This window comes from Mycolicibacterium setense (genome assembly GCF_000805385.1).
In the GTDB taxonomy this organism is placed as follows: Bacteria; Actinomycetota; Actinomycetes; order Mycobacteriales; family Mycobacteriaceae; genus Mycobacterium; species Mycobacterium setense.
On record NZ_JTJW01000005.1, the window covers coordinates 262510 to 284970 of the forward strand.

At 65.6% G+C, this 22461-nt stretch carries 23 protein-coding genes; 17 read left to right on the top strand and 6 right to left on the bottom strand.

Annotated elements, in window-relative coordinates; translation table 11 throughout:
- Positions 1 to 43 precede the first annotated feature (43 nt).
- The 4 genes from QQ25_RS07470 to QQ25_RS07485 all read left to right on the top strand — a co-directional run bounded on the left by QQ25_RS07470 (position 44) and on the right by QQ25_RS07485 (position 4169).
- Positions 44 to 1672 (top strand): acyl-CoA dehydrogenase family protein, encoded by a 1629-nt coding sequence (locus tag QQ25_RS07470; RefSeq protein WP_039378109.1) that lies wholly within the window; start codon positions 44 to 46, stop codon positions 1670 to 1672.
- A gap of 85 nt (positions 1673 to 1757) precedes the next feature.
- Positions 1758 to 2672 (top strand): crotonase/enoyl-CoA hydratase family protein, encoded by a 915-nt coding sequence (locus QQ25_RS07475; RefSeq protein WP_039315405.1) that lies wholly within the window; start codon positions 1758 to 1760, stop codon positions 2670 to 2672.
- Position 2673: 1 nt separating this feature from the next.
- A complete protein-coding gene (locus QQ25_RS07480) occupies positions 2674 to 3405 on the top strand; it encodes a PaaX family transcriptional regulator C-terminal domain-containing protein (RefSeq protein ID WP_039378111.1) in 732 nt (243 codons plus the stop codon).
- A complete protein-coding gene (locus tag QQ25_RS07485; RefSeq protein ID WP_039378112.1) occupies positions 3402 to 4169 on the top strand; it encodes a crotonase/enoyl-CoA hydratase family protein in 768 nt (255 codons plus the stop codon). Before QQ25_RS07480 ends, QQ25_RS07485 begins: the two co-directional genes overlap by 4 nt.
- On the opposite strand, the gene QQ25_RS07490 is transcribed toward QQ25_RS07485, so the two are convergent.
- Both QQ25_RS07490 and QQ25_RS07495 read right to left on the bottom strand, forming a co-directional pair.
- The gene (locus QQ25_RS07490) at positions 4166 to 4582 is read right to left on the bottom strand and encodes a DUF3060 domain-containing protein (RefSeq protein ID WP_234706043.1); all 417 of its coding nucleotides are present in this window, start codon (positions 4580 to 4582) and stop codon (positions 4166 to 4168) included. The two genes, QQ25_RS07485 and QQ25_RS07490, sit on opposite strands and share 4 nt — an antisense overlap.
- Positions 4583 to 4623: 41 nt before the next feature.
- Positions 4624 to 5013, bottom strand: coding sequence for a DUF3060 domain-containing protein (locus QQ25_RS07495; RefSeq protein WP_407661790.1), 390 nt, complete (start codon positions 5011 to 5013; stop codon positions 4624 to 4626).
- A 132-nt stretch (positions 5014 to 5145) separates the two neighbouring features.
- On the opposite strand from QQ25_RS07495, the gene QQ25_RS07500 reads away from it, so the two are divergent.
- The 12 genes from QQ25_RS07500 (at position 5146) to QQ25_RS07555 (ending at position 17341) form a co-directional block, all read left to right on the top strand.
- Positions 5146 to 5730, top strand: a complete 585-nt coding sequence (locus QQ25_RS07500; protein WP_039378114.1) for a DUF3558 domain-containing protein — start codon at positions 5146 to 5148, stop codon at positions 5728 to 5730.
- Positions 5731 to 5753: 23 nt separating this feature from the next.
- Positions 5754 to 6260 carry a DUF3558 domain-containing protein gene (locus tag QQ25_RS07505; protein WP_039378590.1) on the top strand — a complete coding sequence of 169 codons (507 nt, stop codon included), beginning with the start codon at positions 5754 to 5756 and terminating at the stop codon, positions 6258 to 6260.
- Positions 6261 to 6340: 80 nt separating this feature from the next.
- The gene (locus QQ25_RS07510) at positions 6341 to 6964 is read left to right on the top strand and encodes a TetR/AcrR family transcriptional regulator (protein WP_039378115.1); all 624 of its coding nucleotides are present in this window, start codon (positions 6341 to 6343) and stop codon (positions 6962 to 6964) included.
- A 279-nt stretch (positions 6965 to 7243) separates the two neighbouring features.
- Positions 7244 to 7618: a 30S ribosomal protein S12 gene (gene rpsL, locus QQ25_RS07515; RefSeq protein ID WP_003881867.1), complete on the top strand. Its 375-nt coding sequence runs from the start codon at positions 7244 to 7246 to the stop codon at positions 7616 to 7618.
- Positions 7618 to 8088, top strand: coding sequence for a 30S ribosomal protein S7 (rpsG, locus tag QQ25_RS07520; RefSeq protein WP_003881868.1), 471 nt, complete (start codon positions 7618 to 7620; stop codon positions 8086 to 8088). Before rpsL ends, rpsG begins: the two co-directional genes overlap by 1 nt.
- Positions 8089 to 8176: 88 nt before the next feature.
- A complete protein-coding gene (gene fusA / locus QQ25_RS07525) occupies positions 8177 to 10279 on the top strand; it encodes an elongation factor G (protein WP_039315426.1) in 2103 nt (700 codons plus the stop codon).
- Positions 10280 to 10446: 167 nt separating this feature from the next.
- Positions 10447 to 11637: an elongation factor Tu gene (tuf, locus tag QQ25_RS07530; RefSeq protein WP_029106828.1), complete on the top strand. Its 1191-nt coding sequence runs from the start codon at positions 10447 to 10449 to the stop codon at positions 11635 to 11637.
- Positions 11638 to 11816: 179 nt separating this feature from the next.
- The gene (locus QQ25_RS07535) at positions 11817 to 12650 is read left to right on the top strand and encodes a cutinase family protein (RefSeq protein ID WP_052235700.1); all 834 of its coding nucleotides are present in this window, start codon (positions 11817 to 11819) and stop codon (positions 12648 to 12650) included.
- Positions 12651 to 12708: 58 nt separating this feature from the next.
- On the top strand, positions 12709 to 13554 hold the full coding sequence (locus QQ25_RS07540) for an SHOCT domain-containing protein (protein WP_039315429.1): 846 nt from the start codon (positions 12709 to 12711) through the stop codon (positions 13552 to 13554).
- A 139-nt stretch (positions 13555 to 13693) separates the two neighbouring features.
- A complete protein-coding gene (locus QQ25_RS07545) occupies positions 13694 to 15148 on the top strand; it encodes a basic amino acid/polyamine antiporter (RefSeq protein WP_039378116.1) in 1455 nt (484 codons plus the stop codon).
- A gap of 25 nt (positions 15149 to 15173) precedes the next feature.
- Entirely contained in the window at positions 15174 to 16421 is a 1248-nt protein-coding gene (locus QQ25_RS07550; protein ID WP_039315435.1) for an arginine deiminase, read from the top strand.
- A 65-nt stretch (positions 16422 to 16486) separates the two neighbouring features.
- Positions 16487 to 17341, top strand: a complete 855-nt coding sequence (locus QQ25_RS07555; RefSeq protein ID WP_039315437.1) for a mycofactocin-coupled SDR family oxidoreductase — start codon at positions 16487 to 16489, stop codon at positions 17339 to 17341.
- Positions 17342 to 17354: 13 nt separating this feature from the next.
- Here the strand turns inward: QQ25_RS07555 and QQ25_RS07560 are convergent, their stop codons facing one another.
- The 4 genes from QQ25_RS07560 to ddaH are packed head-to-tail and all read right to left on the bottom strand — an operon-like array spanning position 17355 to position 21877.
- The gene (locus QQ25_RS07560; protein ID WP_039378117.1) at positions 17355 to 18236 is read right to left on the bottom strand and encodes a universal stress protein; all 882 of its coding nucleotides are present in this window, start codon (positions 18234 to 18236) and stop codon (positions 17355 to 17357) included.
- A complete protein-coding gene (locus QQ25_RS07565; protein ID WP_039378118.1) occupies positions 18233 to 19741 on the bottom strand; it encodes an amino acid permease in 1509 nt (502 codons plus the stop codon). Before QQ25_RS07565 ends, QQ25_RS07560 begins: the two co-directional genes overlap by 4 nt.
- A 28-nt stretch (positions 19742 to 19769) precedes the next feature.
- Positions 19770 to 21020, bottom strand: a complete 1251-nt coding sequence (rocD, locus tag QQ25_RS07570) for an ornithine--oxo-acid transaminase (RefSeq protein ID WP_039378119.1) — start codon at positions 21018 to 21020, stop codon at positions 19770 to 19772.
- Complete coding sequence (gene ddaH, locus QQ25_RS07575) at positions 21017 to 21877, bottom strand: dimethylargininase (protein ID WP_039378120.1); 861 nt, start codon at positions 21875 to 21877, stop codon at positions 21017 to 21019. Before ddaH ends, rocD begins: the two co-directional genes overlap by 4 nt.
- A 113-nt stretch (positions 21878 to 21990) precedes the next feature.
- Between ddaH and QQ25_RS07580 the strand changes: the two genes are divergently transcribed.
- A complete protein-coding gene (locus QQ25_RS07580; protein ID WP_039315453.1) occupies positions 21991 to 22437 on the top strand; it encodes an Rv2324 family transcriptional regulator in 447 nt (148 codons plus the stop codon).
- The last annotated feature ends 24 nt before the right edge of the window (positions 22438 to 22461 follow it).

The window sequence follows — 22461 nt, forward strand, 5'->3', positions numbered from 1 at the left end:
TACAAGTATTGTGCGGTTGTCGGAAATTTGTAACACTGTGGACATGGTCGATACACACGTCGTCACCAATCAGGTCCCCACGCTGCAGGACTACAACCCCGCCACCTCGCCGGTACTCGCCGAAGCCCTCATCCGCGAAGGCGGACAGTGGGGCGTCGACGAGGTCCACGAACTCGGCGCCATCAACGGGAGCGCGCGGGCCCAGCGCTGGGGTGAGCTGGCCGACCGCAACCGGCCGGTGCTGCATACCCACGATCGCTACGGCTACCGGATCGACGAGGTCGAATACGACCCGGCCTATCACGAGCTGATGAACGTCGCCGTCACCCACGGCCTGCACGCCGCACCGTGGGCCGACGACCGTGAGGGCTCGCACGTGGTGCGCGCCGCCAAGATGTCGGTGTGGACCGTCGAACCCGGACATGTCTGTCCGATCTCGATGACGTACGCCGTGGTGCCCGCACTGCGGTTCAACCCGGAGCTGGCCGCGATCTACGAGCCGCTGCTGACCAGCCGGGTATACGACCCTGAACTCAAGCTCGCGACGACGAAAGCCGGTATCACCGCGGGCATGTCGATGACCGAGAAGCAGGGCGGCTCCGACGTCCGGGCCGGCACCACCGAAGCCACCCCCAACGGCGACGGCACCTACTCGCTGCGCGGCCACAAGTGGTTCACCTCGGCCCCGATGGGTGACATCTTCCTGGTTCTCGCCCAGGCGCCCGGTGGTCTGAGCTGCTTCTTCCTGCCGCGCATCCTGCCCGACGGCAGCCGCAACCGGATGTTCCTGCAGCGGCTCAAGGACAAGCTCGGCAACCACGCCAACGCCTCCAGCGAAGTCGAGTACGACGGTGCCACCGCCTGGCTGGTGGGCGAGGAGGGGCGCGGCGTGCCGACCATCATCGAGATGGTCAACCTCACTCGACTCGACTGCACGCTGGGCAGCGCCACGAGCATGCGCAGCGGCCTGGCCCGCGCCGTGCACCACGCGCAGCACCGGAAGGCGTTCGGCGCCTACCTGATCGATCAGCCGCTGATGCGCAACGTGCTTGCTGACCTGGCCGTGGAGGCCGAGGCGGCGACCATGCTGGCGATGCGGATGGCCGGTGCCACCGACAAGGCGGTCCGCGGTGACGAGCGTGAGGCGCTGCTGCGCCGTATCGGCCTTGCTGCGGGCAAGTACTGGGTGTGCAAGCGGGCAACGCCGCATGCCGCCGAGGCGATGGAATGCCTGGGCGGCAACGGCTATGTCGAGGATTCGGGCATGCCCCGCCTGTACCGGGAAGCTCCGCTGATGGGCATCTGGGAGGGCTCGGGCAATGTCAGCGCGCTGGATACCCTGCGCGCCATGGCAACCCGGCCCGAAAGCGTCGAGGTGCTCTTCGACGAACTCTCCAAGACCGCTGGACAGGACCCGCGATTGGACCGCCACGTCGCCAGGCTGCAGACCGACCTGCAGGACATGGAGACCATCCAGTACCGCGGTCGCAAGGTCGCCGAGGACATTTCGCTGGCCCTGCAGGGCGCGCTGCTGGTGCGTCACGGTCACCCGGCGGTGGCCGAGGCCTTCCTGGCCAGTCGGCTCGGCGGCCAGTGGGGTCAGGCGTTCGGAACACTGCCCACCGGACTGGACCTGGCGCCGATCATCGAGCGGGCGCTGGTCAAGGGATGAGTTCTTTCGCCGAGCAGACACAAACTCGCACATTTCAGGGTCATTTTGTGCGAGTTTGTGTCTGCTCGCGGTGGGAGGTGAGCGCATGAGCGTTGAAACGCTCAAGACGATGACCTATGAGGTCACCGACCGGATCGCACGAATCACCTTCAATCGTCCCGAAAAAGGCAACTCGATCGTCGCCGACACCCCGCTGGAGCTGCAGGCCCTGGTCGAGCGTGCGGACCTGGATCCCAATGTTCACGTGATCCTGGTATCCGGCCGCGGTCAGGGGTTCTGTGCGGGTTTCGACCTGTCCGCCTACGCCGACGGCACGGGCGAGGCCGGGGGAGGCCGCTACGACGGGACGGTGCTGTCCGGGAAAACCCAAGCGGTGAACCATCTCCCGGACCAACCGTGGGATCCGATGGTGGACTACCAGATGATGAGCCGGTTCGTGCGCGGCTTCTCCAGCCTCATGCATGCCGACAAGCCGACCGTGGTCAAGATCCACGGTTACTGTGTGGCCGGTGGCACCGACATCGCGCTGCACGCCGACCAGGTGATCGCGGCTGCCGACGCCAAGATCGGTTACCCGCCCATGCGGGTGTGGGGAGTTCCGGCTGCCGGCCTGTGGGCGCACCGGCTGGGCGACCAACGCGCCAAACGCCTTCTGTTCACCGGGGATTGCATCACCGGCGCTCAGGCCGCCGAATGGGGGCTGGCCGTCGAGGCTCCTGAGCCTCAGGATTTGGATGAGCGCACCGAACGACTCGTCGCGCGCATCGCCGCCATGCCCGTCAACCAACTCATCATGGCCAAACTGGCCTGTAACTCCGCGCTGCTGCAGCAGGGGGTGGCGACCAGTCGGATGGTGAGCACCGTGTTCGACGGCATCGCGCGGCACACTCCAGAAGGGCACGCCTTCGTGGCCGATGCGGTTGAACACGGCTTCCGCGAGGCGGTGCGTCACCGCGACGAGCCGATGGGCGACTACGGGCGCAGGTCTTCCGAGGTGTGACATGCCCGTGCTGAAGCGGATGACGGCCAGGTCGGTGGTGCTGAGCGTGCTGCTCGGCGCCCATCCGGCCTGGGCGAGTGCCGCCGAACTGGTCAGGCTGACAGCCGATTTCGACATCAAAGAGCCGACTCTGCGGGTGGCCTTGACCCGCATGGTTGGCGCCGGTGACCTGGTCCGCTCCGAGGATGGGTACCGGTTGTCGGACCGGCTGCTGACCCGCCAGCGCCGGCAGGACGATGCGATCGATCCGCGGCTGCGCGAGTACGACGGTCAGTGGTTGACGCTCGTCATCACCAGTGTCGGTACCGATGCCCGCACCCGGGCTTCGCTGCGGAACACATTGCAGCAGCACCGGTTCGGTGAACTGCGCGAGGGGGTGTGGATGCGTCCGGACAATCTCGATCAGGCGTTGCCGCAGGAGATCACCGACCGGGTGCGGGTGCTGCGCTCCCGCGACCAGGACCCGGCCGGCCTGGCCGCCATGCTGTGGGACCTGCCCGGCTGGCGACGCTCGGGTGAGGAGCTTCTGGCAGAGATCGGCGCCGCGAACGACATCCCGGGACGGTTCGTGGCGGCCGCCGGTATCGTGCGTCATCTGCTGGCGGACCCGGTGCTGCCCGACGAGCTGCTGCCGGACAACTGGCCGGGTGACGAATTGCGCAAGGCGTACAACGATTTCGCCGCCGAACTCGTCGTGCGGCGCGACGATACCCAACTCATGGAGGCGACATGACCGAAGCTGTACGGGTCGAGCGCAACGGCCCGGTGACCACGGTCATCATCGACCGGCCACACGCCCGCAACGCCGTCGACGGCCCGACTGCCGCGGCGCTCTATGCCGCGTTCGAGCAATTCGACGCCGATGAGGACGCCGCGGTCGCGGTGCTGGCCGGCGACGGCGGAACCTTTTGTGCGGGCGCCGACCTGAAGGCCTTCGGCACCCCGGAGATGAACCGGCTGGATCCGGCGGGCCCCGGACCGATGGGGCCGAGCCGAATGGTGTTGTCCAAGCCGGTGATCGCCGCGGTCAGTGGCCATGCGGTGGCCGGCGGATTGGAACTGGCGCTGTGGTGTGACCTGCGGGTGGTCGAGGAGGACGCGGTGATGGGCGTGTTCTGCCGTCGCTGGGGAGTGCCGCTGATCGACGGTGGCACCGTGCGACTGCCCCGGCTGATCGGGCAGAGCCGGGCGATGGACCTGATCCTGACCGGACGTGCGGTCGAGGCGACCGAAGCGCACGCGATCGGCCTGGCCAACCGGGTGGTGCCCAAGGGCCAAGCGCGCCGGCATGCTGAGGAACTCGCCGCCGAACTGGCGAAGCTACCTCAAGAATGTATGCGGGCCGACCGCCTTTCGGCGCTGCACCAATGGGGCGAATCCGAGCAGGCCGCAATGGAATTCGAGTTCGCCAGCATCGATCGGGTCAAACACGAGGCCGCCCACGGTGCCGGACGGTTCGCGGCGGGTGCGGGCAGGCACGGAGCCAGCGCCAGCTAGCCCTTGTTCACCTTGTTGTTGCTGCCGGTGTTGGTGACCTTCGGGTCGCCCGCGGCGTAGGTGACGGTGTTGTTCAGCCCGATGATGGTGAGCCCCTTGTCGATCCGCTCGAACGTGATCTTGTTGTCGGATCCGCCGATGTTCACATTGGCGCAGGTGCCCTTGACCGTCAGCGTGTTGTTGGTGCCACCGACCGTGAGGGACTTGCCGTCGGCGCAGTCGATGTCCGTCGTGGTCCCGACCGACATGTAATTGATGGTGTTGCCGACCTCGACGTTGACCCCGGACTGTCCCGCGGTGGCGCTGGGCGTACTGGTGTCCGAGCTTTCGGAGCCGCAGGCCGCCAAGGTCAGCGCAGCGGCGGCGGCACCGGCGACGAGGATCAGTCGAATGTGGGGGAAACGCGTGAGCACGGTGGGTCTCTGCTTTCTGGTTCGGGCTTGATCAGACTTGATCAGGCGGGGACGCGGCTGATCTGGTTGGTCATCCCCAGTTCACGGCCGCGGTCGATGAGTGCCGGTTCGCCGTTCTTGAAGAACACGGTCTGGTCGTAGCCGTACACGGTGACGTCGTTGATCACGTTGTCGGCGATGATGACGTTGGACGACCCCTGCACGGTCACGGCCCAGCAGGTACCCAACGCGTTGACCCGGTTTCCGGTTCCGTTGACGATCAGGGTGGAGTTGTTGCAATCCAAGGTTTGTTCGATGCCTTGCCCGGTGATGTGGGTGTCACCGTTCTTGGCTGCCGCGCCGGGTGCACCGACGGTGAGCGCCAGCGGCAACGCGAGCGTGCCGGCGGCGAGCCCGACAAACATCCTCCGGCCCACAGCTGTCCAATTCACGGTGAGTTCCCCTTCCGATCTGCTGCGAGAAGAGTACGTGGCGCTCTCCGCGCGGCGGTAAGTGTTGACCAGTTTGACGGGCGTTCGCCGACAGGTCGCGTGCGGTGTCACTGCTGGGTACCGTGTTCAGCAATGCGTCGGTGTGTTGTTCAGACTGCTGCCGTGGCAGTCACAGCAGTGGTGACCGTCGCGGGGTGTTCGCACACCATCGACGGAGCTGCCGAACGTGCGTCGGCCGACACCACAGACCCCGATCGCAGCTTCGGGTACGTCGATGACCGTTGCGGACTGCTCGTCGACAGCACGGTGCAGGAGATCATGGCGGCCGACCACGTGGTGCGTCCGTACAGCGGCGCGGTCTGCCAATACGTGCTGTCGCGCAACGCCCGGCCCGGTCCGGAGCCCGCCGCCGGATCGCCCGCCATGCTCGACGTGATCTTCTCCTGGTTCGAGAAGGGCTCGTTGGAACGTGAGCGGGCGGTGGCCGGCAGCAGGGGCGCACAGATCACCGACGTGGTGGTCGAGCGGCACAAGGCATTCATCGCGCGCCGCGACGTGACCGGCGCTGCCTGCTCGGCGACCGCAGCCGCCGGCCCTGGCGTGATCAGCTGGTGGGTGCAACTGCGCGGTGCGGGCAGTGCCGTGCCCGGCGGCAAGGGCGATCCGTGCCAGGACGCCAAGAAATTGCTGTCGGCCACGCTTCAAGCGGAACTGTGACCGTGGCGCACCGCTACCTCGCAATGAGGTGTCTGGCCGGCATCGCAGCCGGCGTCGCGCTGACGGCGTGCGGGCCCGCGGAAGAACCGTCGGCCCCCGAGCCGGCCGGGCCGGGCGGCGGCTTTCACGGCGCGGACTGCAACGGCATCACCGACGCTGACATCGCGGATGCCGTCGGATCGTCGATGTTCACCAAGGCCGTGGTCAGCGACACCGGCTGCTTCTGGCAGGAGAACACCGTCCTCGGGACCTTCGGAGCCGGGATGGGCATCTCCACGTGGTGGTATCGGGGAAGTGACATGGACACCGAGAGGATGCTGGAGACCCGGGCGGGACGCACCCTCACCGAGCTGTCCATCGACGGCAATCAGGGTTTCCGCGCAGCGGACGCGAATGTCTGCAGTATCTACGTGGCCAAGGGCCAGGATGTGATCACCTGGTCGATCCAGACGATGAACCCGGCCTCACTGCCCGATCTGTGTCAGGTCACCGAGAAACTCGCCAGGCTCAGTCAAGGCCGGGTGAACTGATCTGCGCTGTCTGACGGGCTACAGTTTCACGGCGACCCCCGATGGCGGCGTCATCACATCGACTCGAAGGCAGTGCGTACATGTCAGCTCGGCCGGAGGCACAGGCGGCTGGAACCAGACGTTCCCAGCCGCGGCCGGCGCGGACCACGAAGCTCAGCCGCGATGCCATCGTGAACGCAGCGCTGACGTTCCTGGACCGCGAGGGCTGGGATGCCCTGACCATCAACGCGCTGGCCGGCCAGCTCGGCACCAAGGGCCCGTCCCTCTACAACCACGTACACAGCCTCGACGATCTGCGGCGCACGGTGCGGATGCGCGTGATCGACGACATCATCGAGATGCTCAAGACGGTGGGTTCCGGGCGCACCCGTGACGACGCGGTGGCGGTCATGGCCAGCGCATACCGCAGCTATGCCCACCACCATCCCGGTCGCTACTCGGCATTCACCCGGATGCCCTTCGGCGGGGACGATCCGGAGTACTCGGCGGCCACCAAGGCGGCGGCCGGCCCCGTCATCGAAGTTCTCACCTCCTACGGGCTGGAAGGCGAGAACGCCTTCTACGCCGCACTGCAGTTCTGGTCGGCTCTGCACGGCTTCGTCCTGCTCGAAATGACGGGTGTGATGGACGACATCGACACCGATGCGGTGTTCACCGATATGCTGCGACGATTGGCCGCAGGTATGGGGCAACTGGAGTCGTAGCGTCTGACCTGGGAATAGGTCGTCGTGAGCGGGTTTGGTTCGGCGCGGCCAGCCCTGGTATCGTGGTAGATCGTGCCTGGCCGGAAGGCGCACGCTGCTGAGTGATTCGCAAGCGTGCCCGCACGCCGGGCCAATTCGCATGTCTAGCACGCATCGAAATTTCATCGGTGTAAGCACGTGCGACACGCCCGGACGCGGGGTAAGTGTCCGGGGGATAACTGCAGTACAGAGACTTAGAAACAGCAAGAGCACCAAAAGCAACACAGAGAAAGCCGGTACATGCCAACCATCAACCAGCTGGTCCGCAAGGGTCGCCGCGACAAGGTCGCCAAGGTGAAGACGGCGGCTCTCAAGGGCAGCCCGCAGCGCCGCGGTGTGTGCACGCGTGTGTACACCACCACTCCGAAGAAGCCGAACTCGGCGCTTCGCAAGGTCGCGCGCGTGAAGCTGACCAGCGGCGTTGAGGTCACCGCCTACATCCCCGGCGAGGGCCACAACCTGCAGGAGCACTCGATGGTGCTGGTGCGCGGCGGTCGTGTGAAGGACCTCCCCGGCGTTCGTTACAAGATCATCCGCGGGTCGCTTGACACCCAGGGTGTCAAGAACCGCAAGCAGGCCCGTAGCCGCTACGGCGCCAAGAAGGAGAAGAGCTGATGCCGCGCAAGGGTCCCGCGCCGAAGCGTCCGTTGGTCAACGATCCGGTCTACGGGTCGCAGCTGGTTACCCAGCTGGTCAACAAGGTTCTGCTGGACGGCAAGAAGTCACTGGCCGAGCGCATTGTCTACGGTGCGCTGGAGCAGGCTCGCGACAAGACCGGCACCGATCCGGTCGTCACCCTCAAGCGCGCGCTCGACAACGTCAAGCCCGCCCTCGAGGTCCGCAGCCGCCGCGTCGGTGGTGCCACCTACCAGGTGCCGGTCGAGGTTCGCCCCGATCGCTCCACCACCCTGGCCCTGCGCTGGCTGGTGAGCTTCTCCAAGGCTCGTCGCGAGAAGACCATGATCGAGCGCCTCGCCAACGAGATCCTCGATGCCAGCAACGGCCTGGGTGCCGCTGTGAAGCGTCGTGAGGACACTCACAAGATGGCCGAAGCGAACCGGGCTTTCGCGCACTACCGCTGGTGATACCTGCGCCCCGGCATCCAGCGACGGGTGCCGGCCGGCGCGCAATCGAACACCTAATCAAGCAAGCGAAAGAGTTGGGAAGACTTCCGTGGCACAGGACGTGCTGACTGACCTGAACAAGGTCCGCAACATCGGCATCATGGCGCACATCGACGCCGGTAAGACGACGACTACCGAGCGCATCCTTTTCTACACCGGTATCTCGTACAAGATCGGTGAGGTGCACGACGGCGCCGCGACGATGGACTGGATGGAGCAGGAGCAGGAGCGGGGTATCACCATCACCTCGGCTGCGACCACCTGCTTCTGGAACGACAACCAGATCAACATCATCGACACGCCGGGACACGTCGACTTCACCGTCGAGGTCGAGCGCTCGCTGCGCGTGCTCGACGGTGCTGTTGCCGTCTTCGACGGCAAGGAGGGTGTCGAGCCGCAGTCCGAGCAGGTGTGGCGGCAGGCCGACAAGTACGACGTCCCGCGCATCTGTTTCGTCAACAAGATGGACAAGCTGGGCGCCGACTTCTACTTCTCGGTGCAGACCATGAAGGACCGTCTGGGCGCCAACGTCGTTCCGATCCAGTTGCCGATCGGCTCCGAAGGTGACTTCGAGGGCGTCGTCGACCTGGTCGAGATGAAGGCCAAGGTCTGGCGTGGTGAGACCAAGCTCGGCGAGAAGTACGAAATCGTCGACATCCCGGCCGACCTTCAGGAGAAGGCCGAGGAATACCGCACCGCCATGATCGAGGCCATCGCCGAAACCGACGACGACCTCATGGAGAAGTACCTCGGTGGCGAAGAGCTCACGATCGACGAGATCAAGGGCGGCCTGCGCAAGCTGACCGTGACCAGCGCCGGCTACCCGGTGTTGTGCGGTTCCGCGTTCAAGAACAAGGGCGTTCAGCCCATGCTCGATGCCGTCATCGATTACCTGCCGACCCCGCTGGACGTCGCGGCCGCAGAGGGCCACGTCCCGGGCAAGGAAGACGAGATCGTCTACCGGAAGCCGTCGGCCGACGAGCCGTTCGCCGGGCTGGCCTTCAAGGTCGCCACCCACCCGTTCTTCGGCAAGCTGACCTACGTCCGGGTGTACTCCGGCAAGGTCGACTCCGGTGCGCAGGTGATCAACTCGACCAAGGGCAAGAAGGAGCGGCTGGGCAAGCTGTTCCAGATGCACTCCAACAAGGAGAACCCGGTCGAGTCGGCTTCCGCCGGCCACATCTACGCCGTGATCGGTCTGAAGGATACGACCACCGGCGATACTCTGTGCGACCCGCAGAACCAGGTCGTGCTTGAGTCGATGACCTTCCCCGATCCGGTGATCGAGGTGGCCATCGAGCCCAAGACCAAGAGCGACCAGGAGAAGCTGGGCACCGCGATCCAGAAGCTCGCCGAAGAGGACCCGACCTTCAAGGTGCACCTGGACCAGGAGACCGGCCAGACCGTCATCGGCGGTATGGGCGAGCTGCACCTGGACATCCTGGTGGACCGCATGCGTCGCGAGTTCAAGGTCGAGGCCAACGTCGGTAAGCCTCAGGTGGCCTACCGCGAGACCATCCGCCGGAAGGTGGAGAAGGTCGAGTTCACCCACAAGAAGCAGACGGGTGGCTCGGGCCAGTTCGCGAAGGTGCTCATCGATCTGGAGCCGTTCGTCGGCGAAGACGGTGCCACCTACGAGTTCGACAACAAGGTCACCGGTGGCCGCATCCCGCGCGAGTACATCCCTTCGGTGGATGCCGGTGCGCAGGATGCCATGCAGTACGGCGTGCTCGCCGGCTACCCGCTGGTGAACGTGAAGGTGACGCTGCTCGACGGCGCCTACCACGAGGTCGACTCCTCGGAAATGGCGTTCAAGGTGGCAGGTTCGCAGGTGCTGAAGAAGGCTGCCCAGGCGGCCCAGCCGGTCATCCTCGAACCCATCATGGCTGTCGAGGTCACGACTCCCGAGGACTACATGGGTGACGTGATCGGCGACTTGAACTCCCGCCGTGGTCAGATCCAGGCCATGGAGGAGCGCAGTGGTGCGCGCGTCGTAAAGGCGCAGGTGCCGCTGTCGGAGATGTTCGGCTACGTGGGCGACCTTCGGTCGAAGACCCAGGGCCGGGCGAACTACTCCATGGTGTTCGACTCGTACGCCGAAGTACCGGCGAACGTGGCGAAGGAGATCATCGCGAAGGCGACGGGTCAGTGAGCATCGAGGGCCGCCAGGCCCGAGGCGCGGAGCTGAGCCGGAGTCGAGCTATCGATCACGCGAAGGCGACGGGTCAGTAAGCTCGTCGCGGCAACTGTCGCGGCACACAACTGAACACATCGAAATTGCTTTAAGAAAAGCACCAACAAGTCCAGGAGGACACCACAGTGGCGAAGGCGAAGTTCGAGCGGACGAAGCCGCACGTCAACATCGGGACCATCGGTCACGTTGACCACGGCAAGACCACGCTTACTGCAGCAATCACCAAGGTTCTGCACGACAAGTACCCCGAGTTGAACGAGTCGCGCGCATTCGACCAGATCGACAATGCGCCTGAAGAGCGTCAGCGCGGCATCACGATCAACATCTCCCATGTGGAGTACCAGACCGAGAAGCGCCACTACGCCCACGTGGACGCCCCCGGTCACGCCGACTACATCAAGAACATGATCACCGGTGCCGCCCAGATGGACGGCGCGATCCTGGTGGTCGCCGCGACCGACGGCCCGATGCCGCAGACCCGCGAGCACGTGCTGCTGGCCCGCCAGGTGGGTGTGCCCTACATCCTGGTGGCGCTGAACAAGTCGGACGCCGTGGACGACGAGGAGCTCATCGAGCTCGTCGAGATGGAGGTCCGCGAACTGCTGGCCGCTCAGGACTTCGACGAGGACGCCCCGGTTATCCGGGTCTCCGCGCTGAAGGCGCTCGAGGGCGACCCGAAGTGGGTCAAGTCGGTTGAGGACCTGATGGACGCGGTCGACGAGTCGATCCCGGATCCGGTTCGCGAGACCGACAAGCCGTTCCTGATGCCCGTCGAGGACGTCTTCACCATCACCGGTCGTGGCACCGTGGTGACCGGTCGCGTCGAGCGTGGCGTGATCAACGTCAACGAAGAGGTCGAGATCGTCGGCATCCGCCCGACCACGACCAAGACCACCGTCACCGGTGTGGAAATGTTCCGCAAGCTGCTCGACCAGGGCCAGGCCGGCGACAACGTCGGTCTGCTGGTTCGTGGCATCAAGCGCGAGGACGTCGAGCGTGGCCAGGTTGTGGTCAAGCCCGGCACCACCACCCCGCACACCGAGTTCGAGGGCAGCGTCTACATCCTGTCCAAGGACGAGGGCGGCCGCCACACGCCGTTCTTCAACAACTACCGCCCGCAGTTCTACTTCCGTACCACGGACGTGACCGGCGTGGTTACCCTGCCCGAGGGCACCGAGATGGTGATGCCCGGTGACAACACCGACATCTCCGTCAAGCTGATCCAGCCCGTCGCCATGGACGAGGGCCTGCGCTTCGCGATCCGCGAGGGCGGCCGTACCGTCGGCGCCGGCCGGGTCACCAAGATCAACAAGTAGGCTCGCCTACGTGATCAACAAGTAATTGTTGGTCTGATCTAGCACTGCTGAAGCGGCGCTCACCTTCGGGTGAGCGCCGCTTTTGTTTTGTCGGCGTGTCGTGGCAGGTCGGGTGTAACGCCTGTGATAGCTGAGACGATCTTTCTTGCATAGGTCAGTTACGGGTTGGGGGCACGAACATGAGACGACGGATATGGGCGCTGGTTTCAGCAGCCGTCTTGGCCGGCACGGCGGTCGGATTCGCGGCGGGCGCGGCACAGGCCGCGGCGTGCCCCGACCTGCACTGGATCGGCGTCGCCGGTTCGGGTGAGCGGGACGATCCGACGGTCGACGCCGGCATGGGCCGGGTGGTCTACAACTCGCTGCGGGATCTGTCCGTGTGGGTGCAGCAGGACGGCCGGACGATGACGGCCGAGGCCGTTGCGTATCCGGCCGTGGCGGTGCCCGCCGACGGTGACCTGCTGGGCTGGGGCGGCTTCATGAGCAGTGTCGACACCGGTGTTGCCGCGCTCGGGAACCAGTACGCGGCATTCACCCAGCAGTGCCCGTCCAGCAAGGTCGTCCTGGCCGGCTACTCGCAGGGCGCGATGGTGGTCCACCGAAACCTGGCCGCGTTGTCGGGCAGCCCGAACCTGGCCGCCGCACTGCTGGTCGCCGACGGAGACCGGCTCCCCGCCGACCCGACCGTCAATCTGGGCACCGCGACCGCCGTGCCCGGAGCTGGCAAGGGCGTCGCGCAGGACTGGCCGATTCTCTCCCACGCTCCGGCAGTGCTGCCGGTGTCGGTCGGCGCTCGTACGATCAGCGTGTGCGATCGCGGCGACGCGGTGTGCGACTACGACGAGGACGCCGAAGAGGTGACCGCCAACGCGATCGCCGTGCACACCAGCTACGCCCGGTCGAGCAGCGGTGGATACCGGTGGACCTGGCCGCTGTACCGGATGCTGGGGCCGTCGCCGATGCAGCAGCAGGTGCCGACGGACGGTTCCACGGTTGGCGTCGTTCACTCCTGATCTCCGGTGGTCTCGGGCGCTAATCTGATGGCGCCCGACCGACGACAGGAGCCCGGAGATGTCCACATTCTGGCGGTACGTACGCATACAGGCCTTCGTTCTGCTGTGCGGCATCGTCGGTCCGATCTTCCTGGTCATCTACTTCGCCAGCGGTGGCGATCCGATGATGAAGTGGATGTTCTGGGTAGGTCTGTTGATCACCGCCATCGACGTCATGATCGCGCTGGGGCTCACCGCTGCCGGGGCGAAGTCAGCGGCGCACAAGGAGAAGCTGGAACAGGTCGGCGTATTGGCCCTGGCCCAGGTGACCGGTATTCACGAGACCAACACCCGCGTCAACGAGCAACCGCTGGTGAAGCTCGATCTGCAGATCTCGGGACCTGGAATCGCGCCGTTCGCCAGTCAGGATCGCGTGCTGGCCTCCGTGTCGCGGCTGCCGATGATCACCAACCGCAAGTTGGTCGCAGTGGTTGACCCCGCCACCAACGAATACCGGATCGATTGGGAGAGAAGCAGTCTGGTCAGCGGACTGATGCCTGCGACGTTCACCATCGCCGAGGAGAACAAGACCTACGACCTGACAGGGCAATCCGGCCCGCTGATGGAGATCCTGCAGATCCTCAAGGCGCACGGCATCGGCATCAACAGCATGGTCGACCTGCGGTCGAATCCCGCGGCCCGCGAACAGGTCCAGGCCGTGGTGCGGCGTGCGGCCGCGCAGCAGGCGGTGCCGTCCCCGTCACCGGTGACTTCGGAGCCCGGTGCTACATCGGCGTCCTTCCTAGCGCCTCCGGCGCCGTCGACCGCGCAACGACTTCAGGAACTCGAAACGCTGCGAGCGACGGGCGCCATCAGCGACGACGAATACACGGCGAAACGACAGCAGATCATCGCCGAGCTCTGATCTCGTTCCGGATCAACCCGGTTGGCATTGTTTGCCAGTTGCCTTGTGCAAGTTCATGAGCCTTCTACCGGCGTGATCTATGGTTACAGCGGATTCACGATCGTCACTGCACCGTCAACGGCACCGCGAAAGACGTGATATGACCACGGCTGAACCGAAGACAGAACCGGCAGGCGCGAAGGTCAGCCTTCCGACGCTGACCGCGATGGTGGTCGGATCGATGATCGGCTCGGGTGTTTTCCTGTTGCCGCGTCGGTTCGGCGCCGAGTCCGGGGTGCTGGGCGCGGTCATCGCATGGACCATCGCCGGAACCGGAATGCTGATGCTGGCGTTCGTGTTCCAGCGCTTGGCCACTCGCAAACCCGACCTGGATGCCGGAATCTTCGCCTACGCCAAGGCCGGATTCGGTGACTATGTCGGATTCAACTCGGCGTTCGGTTTCTGGGCATCGGCGTGTGCGGGCAACACGTCGTACTGGGTGCTCATCATGGCCACGGCCAGTGCGATGTTCCCGCAACTGGGTGATGGCAGCACCGTGCTCGCGGTGCTGATCTCCTCGGTAGGGGTGTGGCTGTTCTGCTTCTTGATCCTGCGTGGCGTCAAGGAAGCCGCGGTGATCAATCGGATTGCCACCGTTGCCAAGGTCGTTCCCATCGTGGCGTTCATCGTGATCGCGCTCGTCGCATTCAAGGCCGGGGTGTTCGCCGACAACTTCTGGGGCGGTTGGAAAGCCGAAGGCGGCGCGCCGGCCTCGGTGTTCGAACAGGCCAAGGGCACGATGCTCATCACGGTGTTCGTGTTCATGGGCATCGAGGGCGCCAGCGTGTATTCGCGCTATGCGAAGAAGCGGGAAGACGTCGGCCGGGCGACGGTCATCGGATTCCTGTCCGTACTCGCCGTATTCGCTCTCGTCACCTTGGTGTCCTACGGTGTGCTGCCGCAGTCGGAACTCGCCAACGTCAACCAGCCGTCGATGGCCGCGGTGCTCGAATCGATCGTCGGCCCATGGGGTTCGGTGTTCATCAAGGTCGGTGTGGTGCTCTCGGTACTGGGGGCGTACCTGGCCTGGACGCTGATGGCGGCCGAGATCCTCTACATTCCGGCCAAATCCGAGGACATGCCGCGTTTTCTGGCCCGCACCAACAGCCACGGCGCGCCGGTGACGGCTCTGGTGATGGCCGGTGGCCTGGTGCAGCTGCTGCTCATCCTGCTGCTGTTCACCTCCGAGGCACTGGATTTCATGCTGGACCTCACCGCGGCGCTGGCCCTGATTCCCTACTTCCTGGCCGCCGGATACGCACTGAAGCTGGTGCTGACCCGGGAGACGTACATCGACGGCCAACGGCTGACCGGCGACGGTGTCGTGGCCGGGCTGGCCACGTTCTACACGTTGTTCCTGGTCTACGCAGCCGGATTCGACCATCTCCTGCTGTCCTGCATCCTCTACGCCGCAGGTGCCGTGCTGTACGTGATGGCCCGACGCGAGCGCGGCCTGCGGGTGTTCTCGCCACCGGAGGCGGTGTTGTTCGTGGTCATCCTGCTCGGAGCGGTGGCCGGAATCGTCGGTTTGGTCACCGGTCAGATCCAGATCTAGTGCCACACATGGTGAAAGGAAGCTGATGTCGAATCCGTCCGGCACCTACGGCGTGCACTCCGAGGTGGGAACGCTGCGCAAGGTTCTGGTGTGCTCACCGGGGCTGGCTCACGAGCGGCTCACCCCGACCAACTGCGACGACCTGCTGTTCGACGATGTGCTGTGGGTACAGAACGCGCGCCGCGACCACTTCGACTTCATGGACAAGATGCGTGACCGCGGGGTCGAGGTCGTCGAACTGCACAACCTGCTCACCGAGACGATCCAGAACCCAGAAGCCAAGGCATGGCTGCTGGATCGCAAGATCGTGGCCAACGAGGTGGGCATCGGTCTGGTCGACGACACGCGTGGATTCCTGGATTCTCTTCCGGAGCGTCGTCTCACCGAATTTCTCATCGGCGGCCTGTCCACCCGGGATCTGCCTGCCGAGGTCCGCTCCGGGTACCTGGCACTGGCTCGCGAGGACACCGGCGTCAACGAGTATCTGATGCCGCCGCTGCCCAACACGCTCTACACCCGCGACACCACCTGCTGGATCTACGGCGGGCTGACGCTCAATCCGTTGTTCTGGCCGGCCCGGCACGACGAAACCTTGCTGATGAAGGCGATCTATCAGTTCCATCCGGACTACGTGGGTTCCACGGTGTGGTGGGGCGACCCGGAAAAGTCTTGGGGGCAAGCCACTCTCGAGGGCGGCGATGTGCTGATTCCCGGCAACGGCGTGGTGTTGATCGGTATGAGCGAACGCTCGTCGCGCCAAGCCATCACCCAGGCAGCCGCCGAATTGTTCGCCGGCGGTGCCGCGGAGAAGGTGATCGTCGCCGGCATGCCCAAGCTGCGGTCGGCCATGCACCTCGACACGGTGTTCACCTTCGCCGACCGTGATGTGGTGACCATCTACCCGGAGATCGTCAACAGGATCGTCGCGTTCACGTTGCTGCCCAGCGATACCGAGCCGGGGGTCGAGGTGGTGCCGGAATCCGAACCGTTCATCGATGTGGTCGCGACCGCGTTGGGTCTGCCCAAGCTTCGCGTCGTCGAGACCGGCGGCACTGCCTACGACTCGGAACGCCAGCAGTGGGACAGCGGCAACAATCTCGTCGCGGTCGAGCCGGGGGTGGTGTTCGCCTACGACCGCAACACCCACACCAACTCTCTGCTGCGCAAGGCCGGCGTAGAGGTGATCACCATCGTCGGTGCCGAGCTGGGCCGTGGACGCGGTGGCGGGCACTGCATGACCTGCCCGATCATCCGCGATCCCATTCAGTGGTAGGAGTCCAGGAACACGTTCTACTTCTGCTGTTAGCCTGTGGCCAGGCTCACTGAAAGGACCCTGGCATGGCCGCAGGTAAGGCAACACTGGAAGGCCGCGTGGCATTCGTCACCGGCGCCGCACGCGGTCAGGGCCGCGCACACGCGGTGCGGTTGGCCAACGAGGGTGCCGACATCATCGCGATCGATGTGTGCCGGCCGGTCGGCGACACGATCACCTACCCGGCCGCGACGGCGGAGGATCTCGCCGAGACCGTTGCCGCCGTGGAGGCGGCGGGCCGCAAGGTGCTCGCGCGCGAGGTCGACATCCGTGACCTGGCGGCCCAGCAGCAAGTGGTGGCCGACGGCGTCGAGCAGTTCGGCCGCCTCGACATCGTGGTGGCCAATGCCGGGGTGCTCAGCTGGGGGCGCCTGTTCGAGCTGTCGCCCGAGCAGTTCGACACCGTCGTCGACGTCAACCTCAACGGCACCTGGCGGACCATCCGGGCCGCGGTGCCAGCGATGATCGAGGCGGGCAACGGCGGGTCGATCATCATCGTCAGCTCCTCGGCCGGTGTGAAAGCCACTCCCGGCAACGGTCACTACGCAGCCTCCAAACACGGTCTGGTGGCACTGACCAACACACTGGCTCTTGAGGTGGGCGAGTACGGCATACGGGTCAACTCGATCCATCCGTACTCGATCGACACTCCGATGATCGAACCGGAGGCGATGGCCGAGATCTTCTCCAAGTTCCCGAGCTTCCTGCACAGCTTCGCCCCGATGCCGTATCACAAGGTGACCGACGGCAAAAACGAGGGACTCGCGGCGTTCATGGCGCCCGAGGAAGTTGCCGATGTGGTGGCCTGGCTGGCCGGTGACGGTTCGGCGACTCTGTCGGGCAGCCAGATCGCCGTCGACCGCGGCGTGCTCAAGTACTGATCTCTCCCCGGAACTAGCCCGGGAGCACGAGCACCGGAACCGGGCTGTGCCGCAGGATCTTTGATCCGTGTGAGCCCAGGAACACCCGGGCGACGGCGCCACCGGGCGTGGTTCCGATCGCCAGGATCTCGCCCTCGAGCCAGTCGATACCATCGAGGGCCTCGCGCCAGTCGTTGCCGGTGGCGAGCTGCAGGTCCACGTCGTCGCCGACGACGGTGTCGTCTTTCAACCGGATCAGTGCCTGCTGAGCCTGTTTCGCCCACTCCTGCAGGATCGCGTCCTCGGCGTGCAACCCGACGGTCGGTGGATACATGTTGCGTCCCCGAACCGCAAAGGTGACCACGCGCATGGGTGTGTGCAGTCGCCGGCTCAGGTCGGTCACCTGCCGGACTACGGCAACCGTGTCGGGGGATCCGGGGAAGGCGCACGTGATGCGTGCCAGCCCGGCGGATTTGGGCCGACGGTAGCCGCGCGGGCTGATCGCCAGCGGGACCGGACAGGAGTGCAGCAGCCGATCGGCGGTCGAGCCGGCCACCACCTGGCCCAATTGGCCGTCAGCGGCCGAGCCGAGTACGAGCACCTCGGCGTCGAGTTCGACGACGGCTTCCAACAGGCCGCCGGATACCGACCGGTGCGCGAATTTGTGGAAGCTGACGTCGAGACGATCGTCGAGTGCGGCTATGTGCTGTCGTGCCTGCTCGGCCGAGGAGGCCGCCAATTGTGCGGCGTACTCGGCATATTCGGCGTCGACGCGGGCCGGGGACGGGTTCAGCCACGGACGCGGCACGACGGTGGCCACCGCCAGCGAAGTGTTCAGGCTGCGCGCCGCACCGACTGCGAGATGCAGTGCCGATGCTCCGCCCTTGCCGGCCAGATACCCGACGACGACGGTCATCGGGTCTCCTCGGTCCCGTGGGTGGTCATCACGTCGTCCTCACCGGCTGCCGCACCGGGTATGTAGCCGTCGCCGCCGTCGTTGAGTGCGCTGTGATGCCGGCTCCACAGCAGATAGAACGTCAGGGCGAGGGCGACCCAGATGCTGAACCACAGCCAGGTGATCGGCGGCAGACCGTAGAGCACGAACAGGCAGGCCAGCACCGAAAGGACCGGTGTCACCGGATATCCGGGGACCTTGAAGGCCCGCGGCAGGTCCGGCTCCCGCACCCGCAGGATGATGACGCCGATGGACACCACGATGAATGCCACCAGGGTGCCGATCGACACCAGATCCCACAGGTAGTCCAGCGGAACCAGCCCGGCCAGGGTGCCGGTGACCGCTCCGACGACGATGGTGTTCTTCACCGGGGTCATGGTGCGGGGGTTGACCTTTGCGAACATCGATGGCAGTAGGCCGTCACGTCCCATCGCGAACAGGATGCGGGTCTGCCCGTACATCACCACCAGGGTCACGGAGAAGATCGAGATCACCGCCCCCACGGCGAGCACGGTGCTGGCCCATGTCTGGCCGTGCAGGATGTTGGTCAGCATCACCGACAGTCCGGCCTCGGACTGATCGTCGGAACCGAATTCGTCGGCGGATTGGGTGCCCAGACCCGCGAACGCGACCAGGATGTAGATGCTGGTGACGACGACGAGTGCCCCGAGGATCGCCCGCGGCATGGTCTTCTGCGGATTCTTCACCTCGTCGCCCGCGGTGGAGACCGCATCCAGTCCGATGAACGTGAAGAAGATCGTGCCGGCGGCCGCGGTGATGCCGGTGAATCCCTTGTCCCAGAATCCGGCGAAGTGATCGGTGGTGAATGCGGTGAACGCGATGGCCACGAACATGCCGAGCACGCACAGCTTGAGGATCACCATCACGCTGTTGACGGCCGCGGACTCGCTGGCACCGCGGATCAGCAGGAGCGCACACATGACGATCAGCACGGTCGCGGGCAGGTTGATCAGACCGGGGTCCGCACCCCATGGCGCCGCGGACAGCGCGTGTGGCAGGCGCCAGCCGAACAGGTTGTCCAGCAGTTGGTTGAGGTACCCGCTCCAGCCGACCGCGGTCGCCGACATGGACACGCCGTATTCGAGGAGCAGGCAGGCCGCGACGCCCATGGCGATGAACTCGCCCATCGTGGTGTAGGCGTAGGAATACGTGGAGCCCGAAACCGGCACGGCTGCGGCCATTTCCGCGTAGCAGATCGCCGACAGCCCAGCGGCGATGCCCGCCACCACGAACGACACCAGCACTGCGGGGCCGGCCTTGGGGACGGCCTGCTGCAACACGATGAAGATGCCGGTGCCGACCGTGGCGCCGACGCCGAACAGGGTCAGCTGGAATGTGCCGATACTTCGCCGGAGGTGGTCGGATGCGCCGTGGGCCACGGGGGCTCCGAGCACCGGCCTTCGCCGCAACATCTGGGTGGTCATGTTGTTGGCTGGGACGGGCATCGTGCCTCCTTGGCTGCCGGTCAACCGATTATCGGCGCGCTGCGTGCAGGGCGTCGGCGAACTGGTCGACGGCCCAGTCGAGCTCGTCGGCGGTTACGACCAGGGGCGGGGCGAACCGCAGGGTCGAGCCGTGGGTGTCCTTCACCAGCACACCGCGTTCGGCCAGCGCCAGCCCGAACTGCTTGCCGGTGCCGAGTGCAGGGTCGATGTCCACACCTGCCCACAGGCCGATACCCCGAACGGCCGTCACCCCGTGGCCGATCAAGTCGCGCAGCCGCGTGTGTAGATGGTTTCCCAGTTCAGTTGAGCGGAGCTGGAATTCGCCACGACGCAGCATGCCGACGACGGTGGTGCCGATCGCTGCGGCCAGGGGGTTACCGCCGAAGGTGGAGCCGTGCTCGCCGGGGTGCAGCACACCGAGCACGTCGCGGTCTGCCACCACCGCGGACAGCGGTACCACGCCGCCACCCAGGGCCTTGCCGAGCAGATACATGTCGGGAACCACATCCCAGTGGTCGCACGCGAAGGTGCGCCCGGTGCGGGCCAGGCCGGACTGGATCTCGTCGGCGATCATCAGCACGTTGGAGCGGGTGCAGATGTCGCGGACCCGGGGCAGGTAGTCAGCGGGTGGGACGATGATGCCGGCCTCACCCTGGATGGGCTCGATCAGCACCGCTGCCGTGTTCGCGTCGATGGCTGCGTCGAGCGCGCGATGGTCGCCGAAGGGCACCGCCCGGAATCCGGGCGTGTAGGGACCGAACCCGCGGCGTGCGGTTTCGTCGTCGGAAAAGCTGATGATGGTGGTGGTGCGACCGTGGAAGTTGTTGTGCGCCACGATGATGTTCGACTTGTCCGCAGGGACGCCCTTGACGTCGGTGGCCCATTTGCGGGCCACCTTGATGCCGCTTTCGACGGCCTCGGCGCCGCTGTTCATCGGCAGCACCATGTCTTTGCCGCACAATGCTGCCAATGCCTCGGCGAACGGGCCGAGCGCGTCGGAGTGGAAGGCGCGGCTCACCAGGGTCAGCCGGTCGAGTTGGGCGTGCGCGGCGGCGATGATCTCGGGATTGCGGTGGCCGAAGTTCACTGCCGAATAGGCGGCCAGGCAGTCGAGGTAGCGACGGCCGGTCACATCGGTGATCCAGGCTCCCTCGGCGGTTTCGGCGACGACAGGCAGCGGCGAGTAGTTGTGTGCGACATGGCGATCGTCGAGTGCGATCGCCGAAGCGGTCGCAGCATCCGAGGTGGCCTGACTGTCCACGTTGTCCAGCATGGTCATGGATGCAGCTCCAGGGTGCAGCATTTGACGGATCCGCCGCCTTTGAGGAGTTCGGACAGGTCGACGCCGATCGGCTCGAACCCGGCCCGGCGCAGTTGGCAGGCGAATCCGGTGGCGGCTGCGGGCATCACGACGTTCCTGCCGTCGGAGACCACGTTGAGGCCGAGCACGTAGGCGTCGGCCGAGCTGACTTCGATGGCGCTGCTGAACAGTGCGGTCAGGCGTTTTCGGGCGTCGTCACTGAACGCCTGGGGATAGTATGCGATCGTCGCGTCGTCGAGCACGGCCAGCGCGGTGTCGAGGTGGTAGAAGCGCGGGTCGATGAGTTCCAGGCTGGTGACGTCGAGGCCGGTGATCGCCGCGATCTCGTCGTGGGCGCGTCGGTCGGTTCGAAAACCGTATCCCGCCAGCACAATTGATCCGACGAGCAGCAGATCGCCCTGCCCCTCGTTGACGTGCTCTGTGCGCACCGGCCGGTAGCCGGCTGCCGCCATCCACTCGGCGTAGGCGTCGGCCTCGCCCGCGCGCTGCGGGTAGGCGAAGCGGGCGACCACCGCGGTGTCCCCGACCAGGAAGCCGCCGTTGGCGGCGTAGACCATGTCGGGCAGGCGGTGGCGCGGTGGCACCAGTTCGACGGTGTGGCCGAGGTCGGCGTACACCCGGCGCAGCGTGTCCCACTGGTCCAGCGCGAGCGCGGTGTCCACGCGGGTCGAGGTGTCCATCCACGGGTTGATGGCGTATTCGACGGTGAAGTACTCGGGGGCGGTCATGGCGTATCGGCGGGCGGTCGCGCTCCGCGCGGGTGATCCGGCGGTTTCGGGCGCAGCGGCAGGCATGACTTCCTCGGAAATCGTCATGAATCGACGATATTGAGGTTCAGTGGCGCAATCAATCGCTACTTGTTGCGTGATATGCAGCGATATATTGCATCAATCGTATGATGGCGATTGTTTGTTGCGCGGAGGTTGATGTGGAACGTCTGGACGAGACCGACGAGCGGATTCTGGCCGAGCTCACCGAGCACGCCAGGGCGACATTCGCCGAGATCGGGCAGCGGGTGAATCTGTCGGCACCCGCGGTCAAGCGCCGGGTGGACCGCATGGTGGCCGAAGGAGTGATCCGCGGATTCACCACGGTGATCGACCGCAATGTGCTCGGCTGGAGCACCGAGGCGTACGTGCAGGTGTTCTGTCAGGGCACCATCGCGCCAGATCAGTTGCGCGCGGCCTGGATCGACATCCCCGAAGTGGTCAGTGCGGCAACGGTCACCGGCACCGCCGACGCCATCCTGCACGTGCTGGCCCGCGATATGCGCCACCTTGAGGAAGCGCTGGAACGCATCCGCTCAACGGCTCGTATCGAGCGCAGCGAGAGCATCGTGGTGTTGTCGAACATCATCGACCGGGGCCGGTCGTGACGCGCATCATCGACCTGGCGCAAA

What these genes read in the sequence shown, in the direction of transcription:
- QQ25_RS07485 (WP_039378112.1), top strand. Translation starts at nt 3,402, where the DNA reads ATGACCGAAGCTGTACGGGTCGAGCGCAACGGCCCGGTGACCACGGTC.
- ddaH (WP_039378120.1), bottom strand. Translation starts at nt 21,877, where the DNA reads ATGACGATTTCCGAGGAAGTCATGCCTGCCGCTGCGCCCGAAACCGCC.
- QQ25_RS07480 (WP_039378111.1), top strand. Translation starts at nt 2,674, where the DNA reads ATGCCCGTGCTGAAGCGGATGACGGCCAGGTCGGTGGTGCTGAGCGTG.
- QQ25_RS07505 (WP_039378590.1), top strand. Translation starts at nt 5,754, where the DNA reads ATGAGGTGTCTGGCCGGCATCGCAGCCGGCGTCGCGCTGACGGCGTGC.
- QQ25_RS07470 (WP_039378109.1), top strand. Translation starts at nt 44, where the DNA reads ATGGTCGATACACACGTCGTCACCAATCAGGTCCCCACGCTGCAGGAC.
- rocD (WP_039378119.1), bottom strand. Translation starts at nt 21,020, where the DNA reads ATGACCATGCTGGACAACGTGGACAGTCAGGCCACCTCGGATGCTGCG.
- QQ25_RS07545 (WP_039378116.1), top strand. Translation starts at nt 13,694, where the DNA reads ATGACCACGGCTGAACCGAAGACAGAACCGGCAGGCGCGAAGGTCAGC.
- QQ25_RS07540 (WP_039315429.1), top strand. Translation starts at nt 12,709, where the DNA reads ATGTCCACATTCTGGCGGTACGTACGCATACAGGCCTTCGTTCTGCTG.
- QQ25_RS07500 (WP_039378114.1), top strand. Translation starts at nt 5,146, where the DNA reads ATGCGTCGGTGTGTTGTTCAGACTGCTGCCGTGGCAGTCACAGCAGTG.
- QQ25_RS07475 (WP_039315405.1), top strand. Translation starts at nt 1,758, where the DNA reads ATGAGCGTTGAAACGCTCAAGACGATGACCTATGAGGTCACCGACCGG.
- rpsL (WP_003881867.1), top strand. Translation starts at nt 7,244, where the DNA reads ATGCCAACCATCAACCAGCTGGTCCGCAAGGGTCGCCGCGACAAGGTC.
- rpsG (WP_003881868.1), top strand. Translation starts at nt 7,618, where the DNA reads ATGCCGCGCAAGGGTCCCGCGCCGAAGCGTCCGTTGGTCAACGATCCG.
- QQ25_RS07535 (WP_052235700.1), top strand. Translation starts at nt 11,817, where the DNA reads ATGAGACGACGGATATGGGCGCTGGTTTCAGCAGCCGTCTTGGCCGGC.
- QQ25_RS07555 (WP_039315437.1), top strand. Translation starts at nt 16,487, where the DNA reads ATGGCCGCAGGTAAGGCAACACTGGAAGGCCGCGTGGCATTCGTCACC.
- QQ25_RS07565 (WP_039378118.1), bottom strand. Translation starts at nt 19,741, where the DNA reads ATGCCCGTCCCAGCCAACAACATGACCACCCAGATGTTGCGGCGAAGG.
- QQ25_RS07550 (WP_039315435.1), top strand. Translation starts at nt 15,174, where the DNA reads ATGTCGAATCCGTCCGGCACCTACGGCGTGCACTCCGAGGTGGGAACG.
- QQ25_RS07510 (WP_039378115.1), top strand. Translation starts at nt 6,341, where the DNA reads ATGTCAGCTCGGCCGGAGGCACAGGCGGCTGGAACCAGACGTTCCCAG.
- QQ25_RS07560 (WP_039378117.1), bottom strand. Translation starts at nt 18,236, where the DNA reads ATGACCGTCGTCGTCGGGTATCTGGCCGGCAAGGGCGGAGCATCGGCA.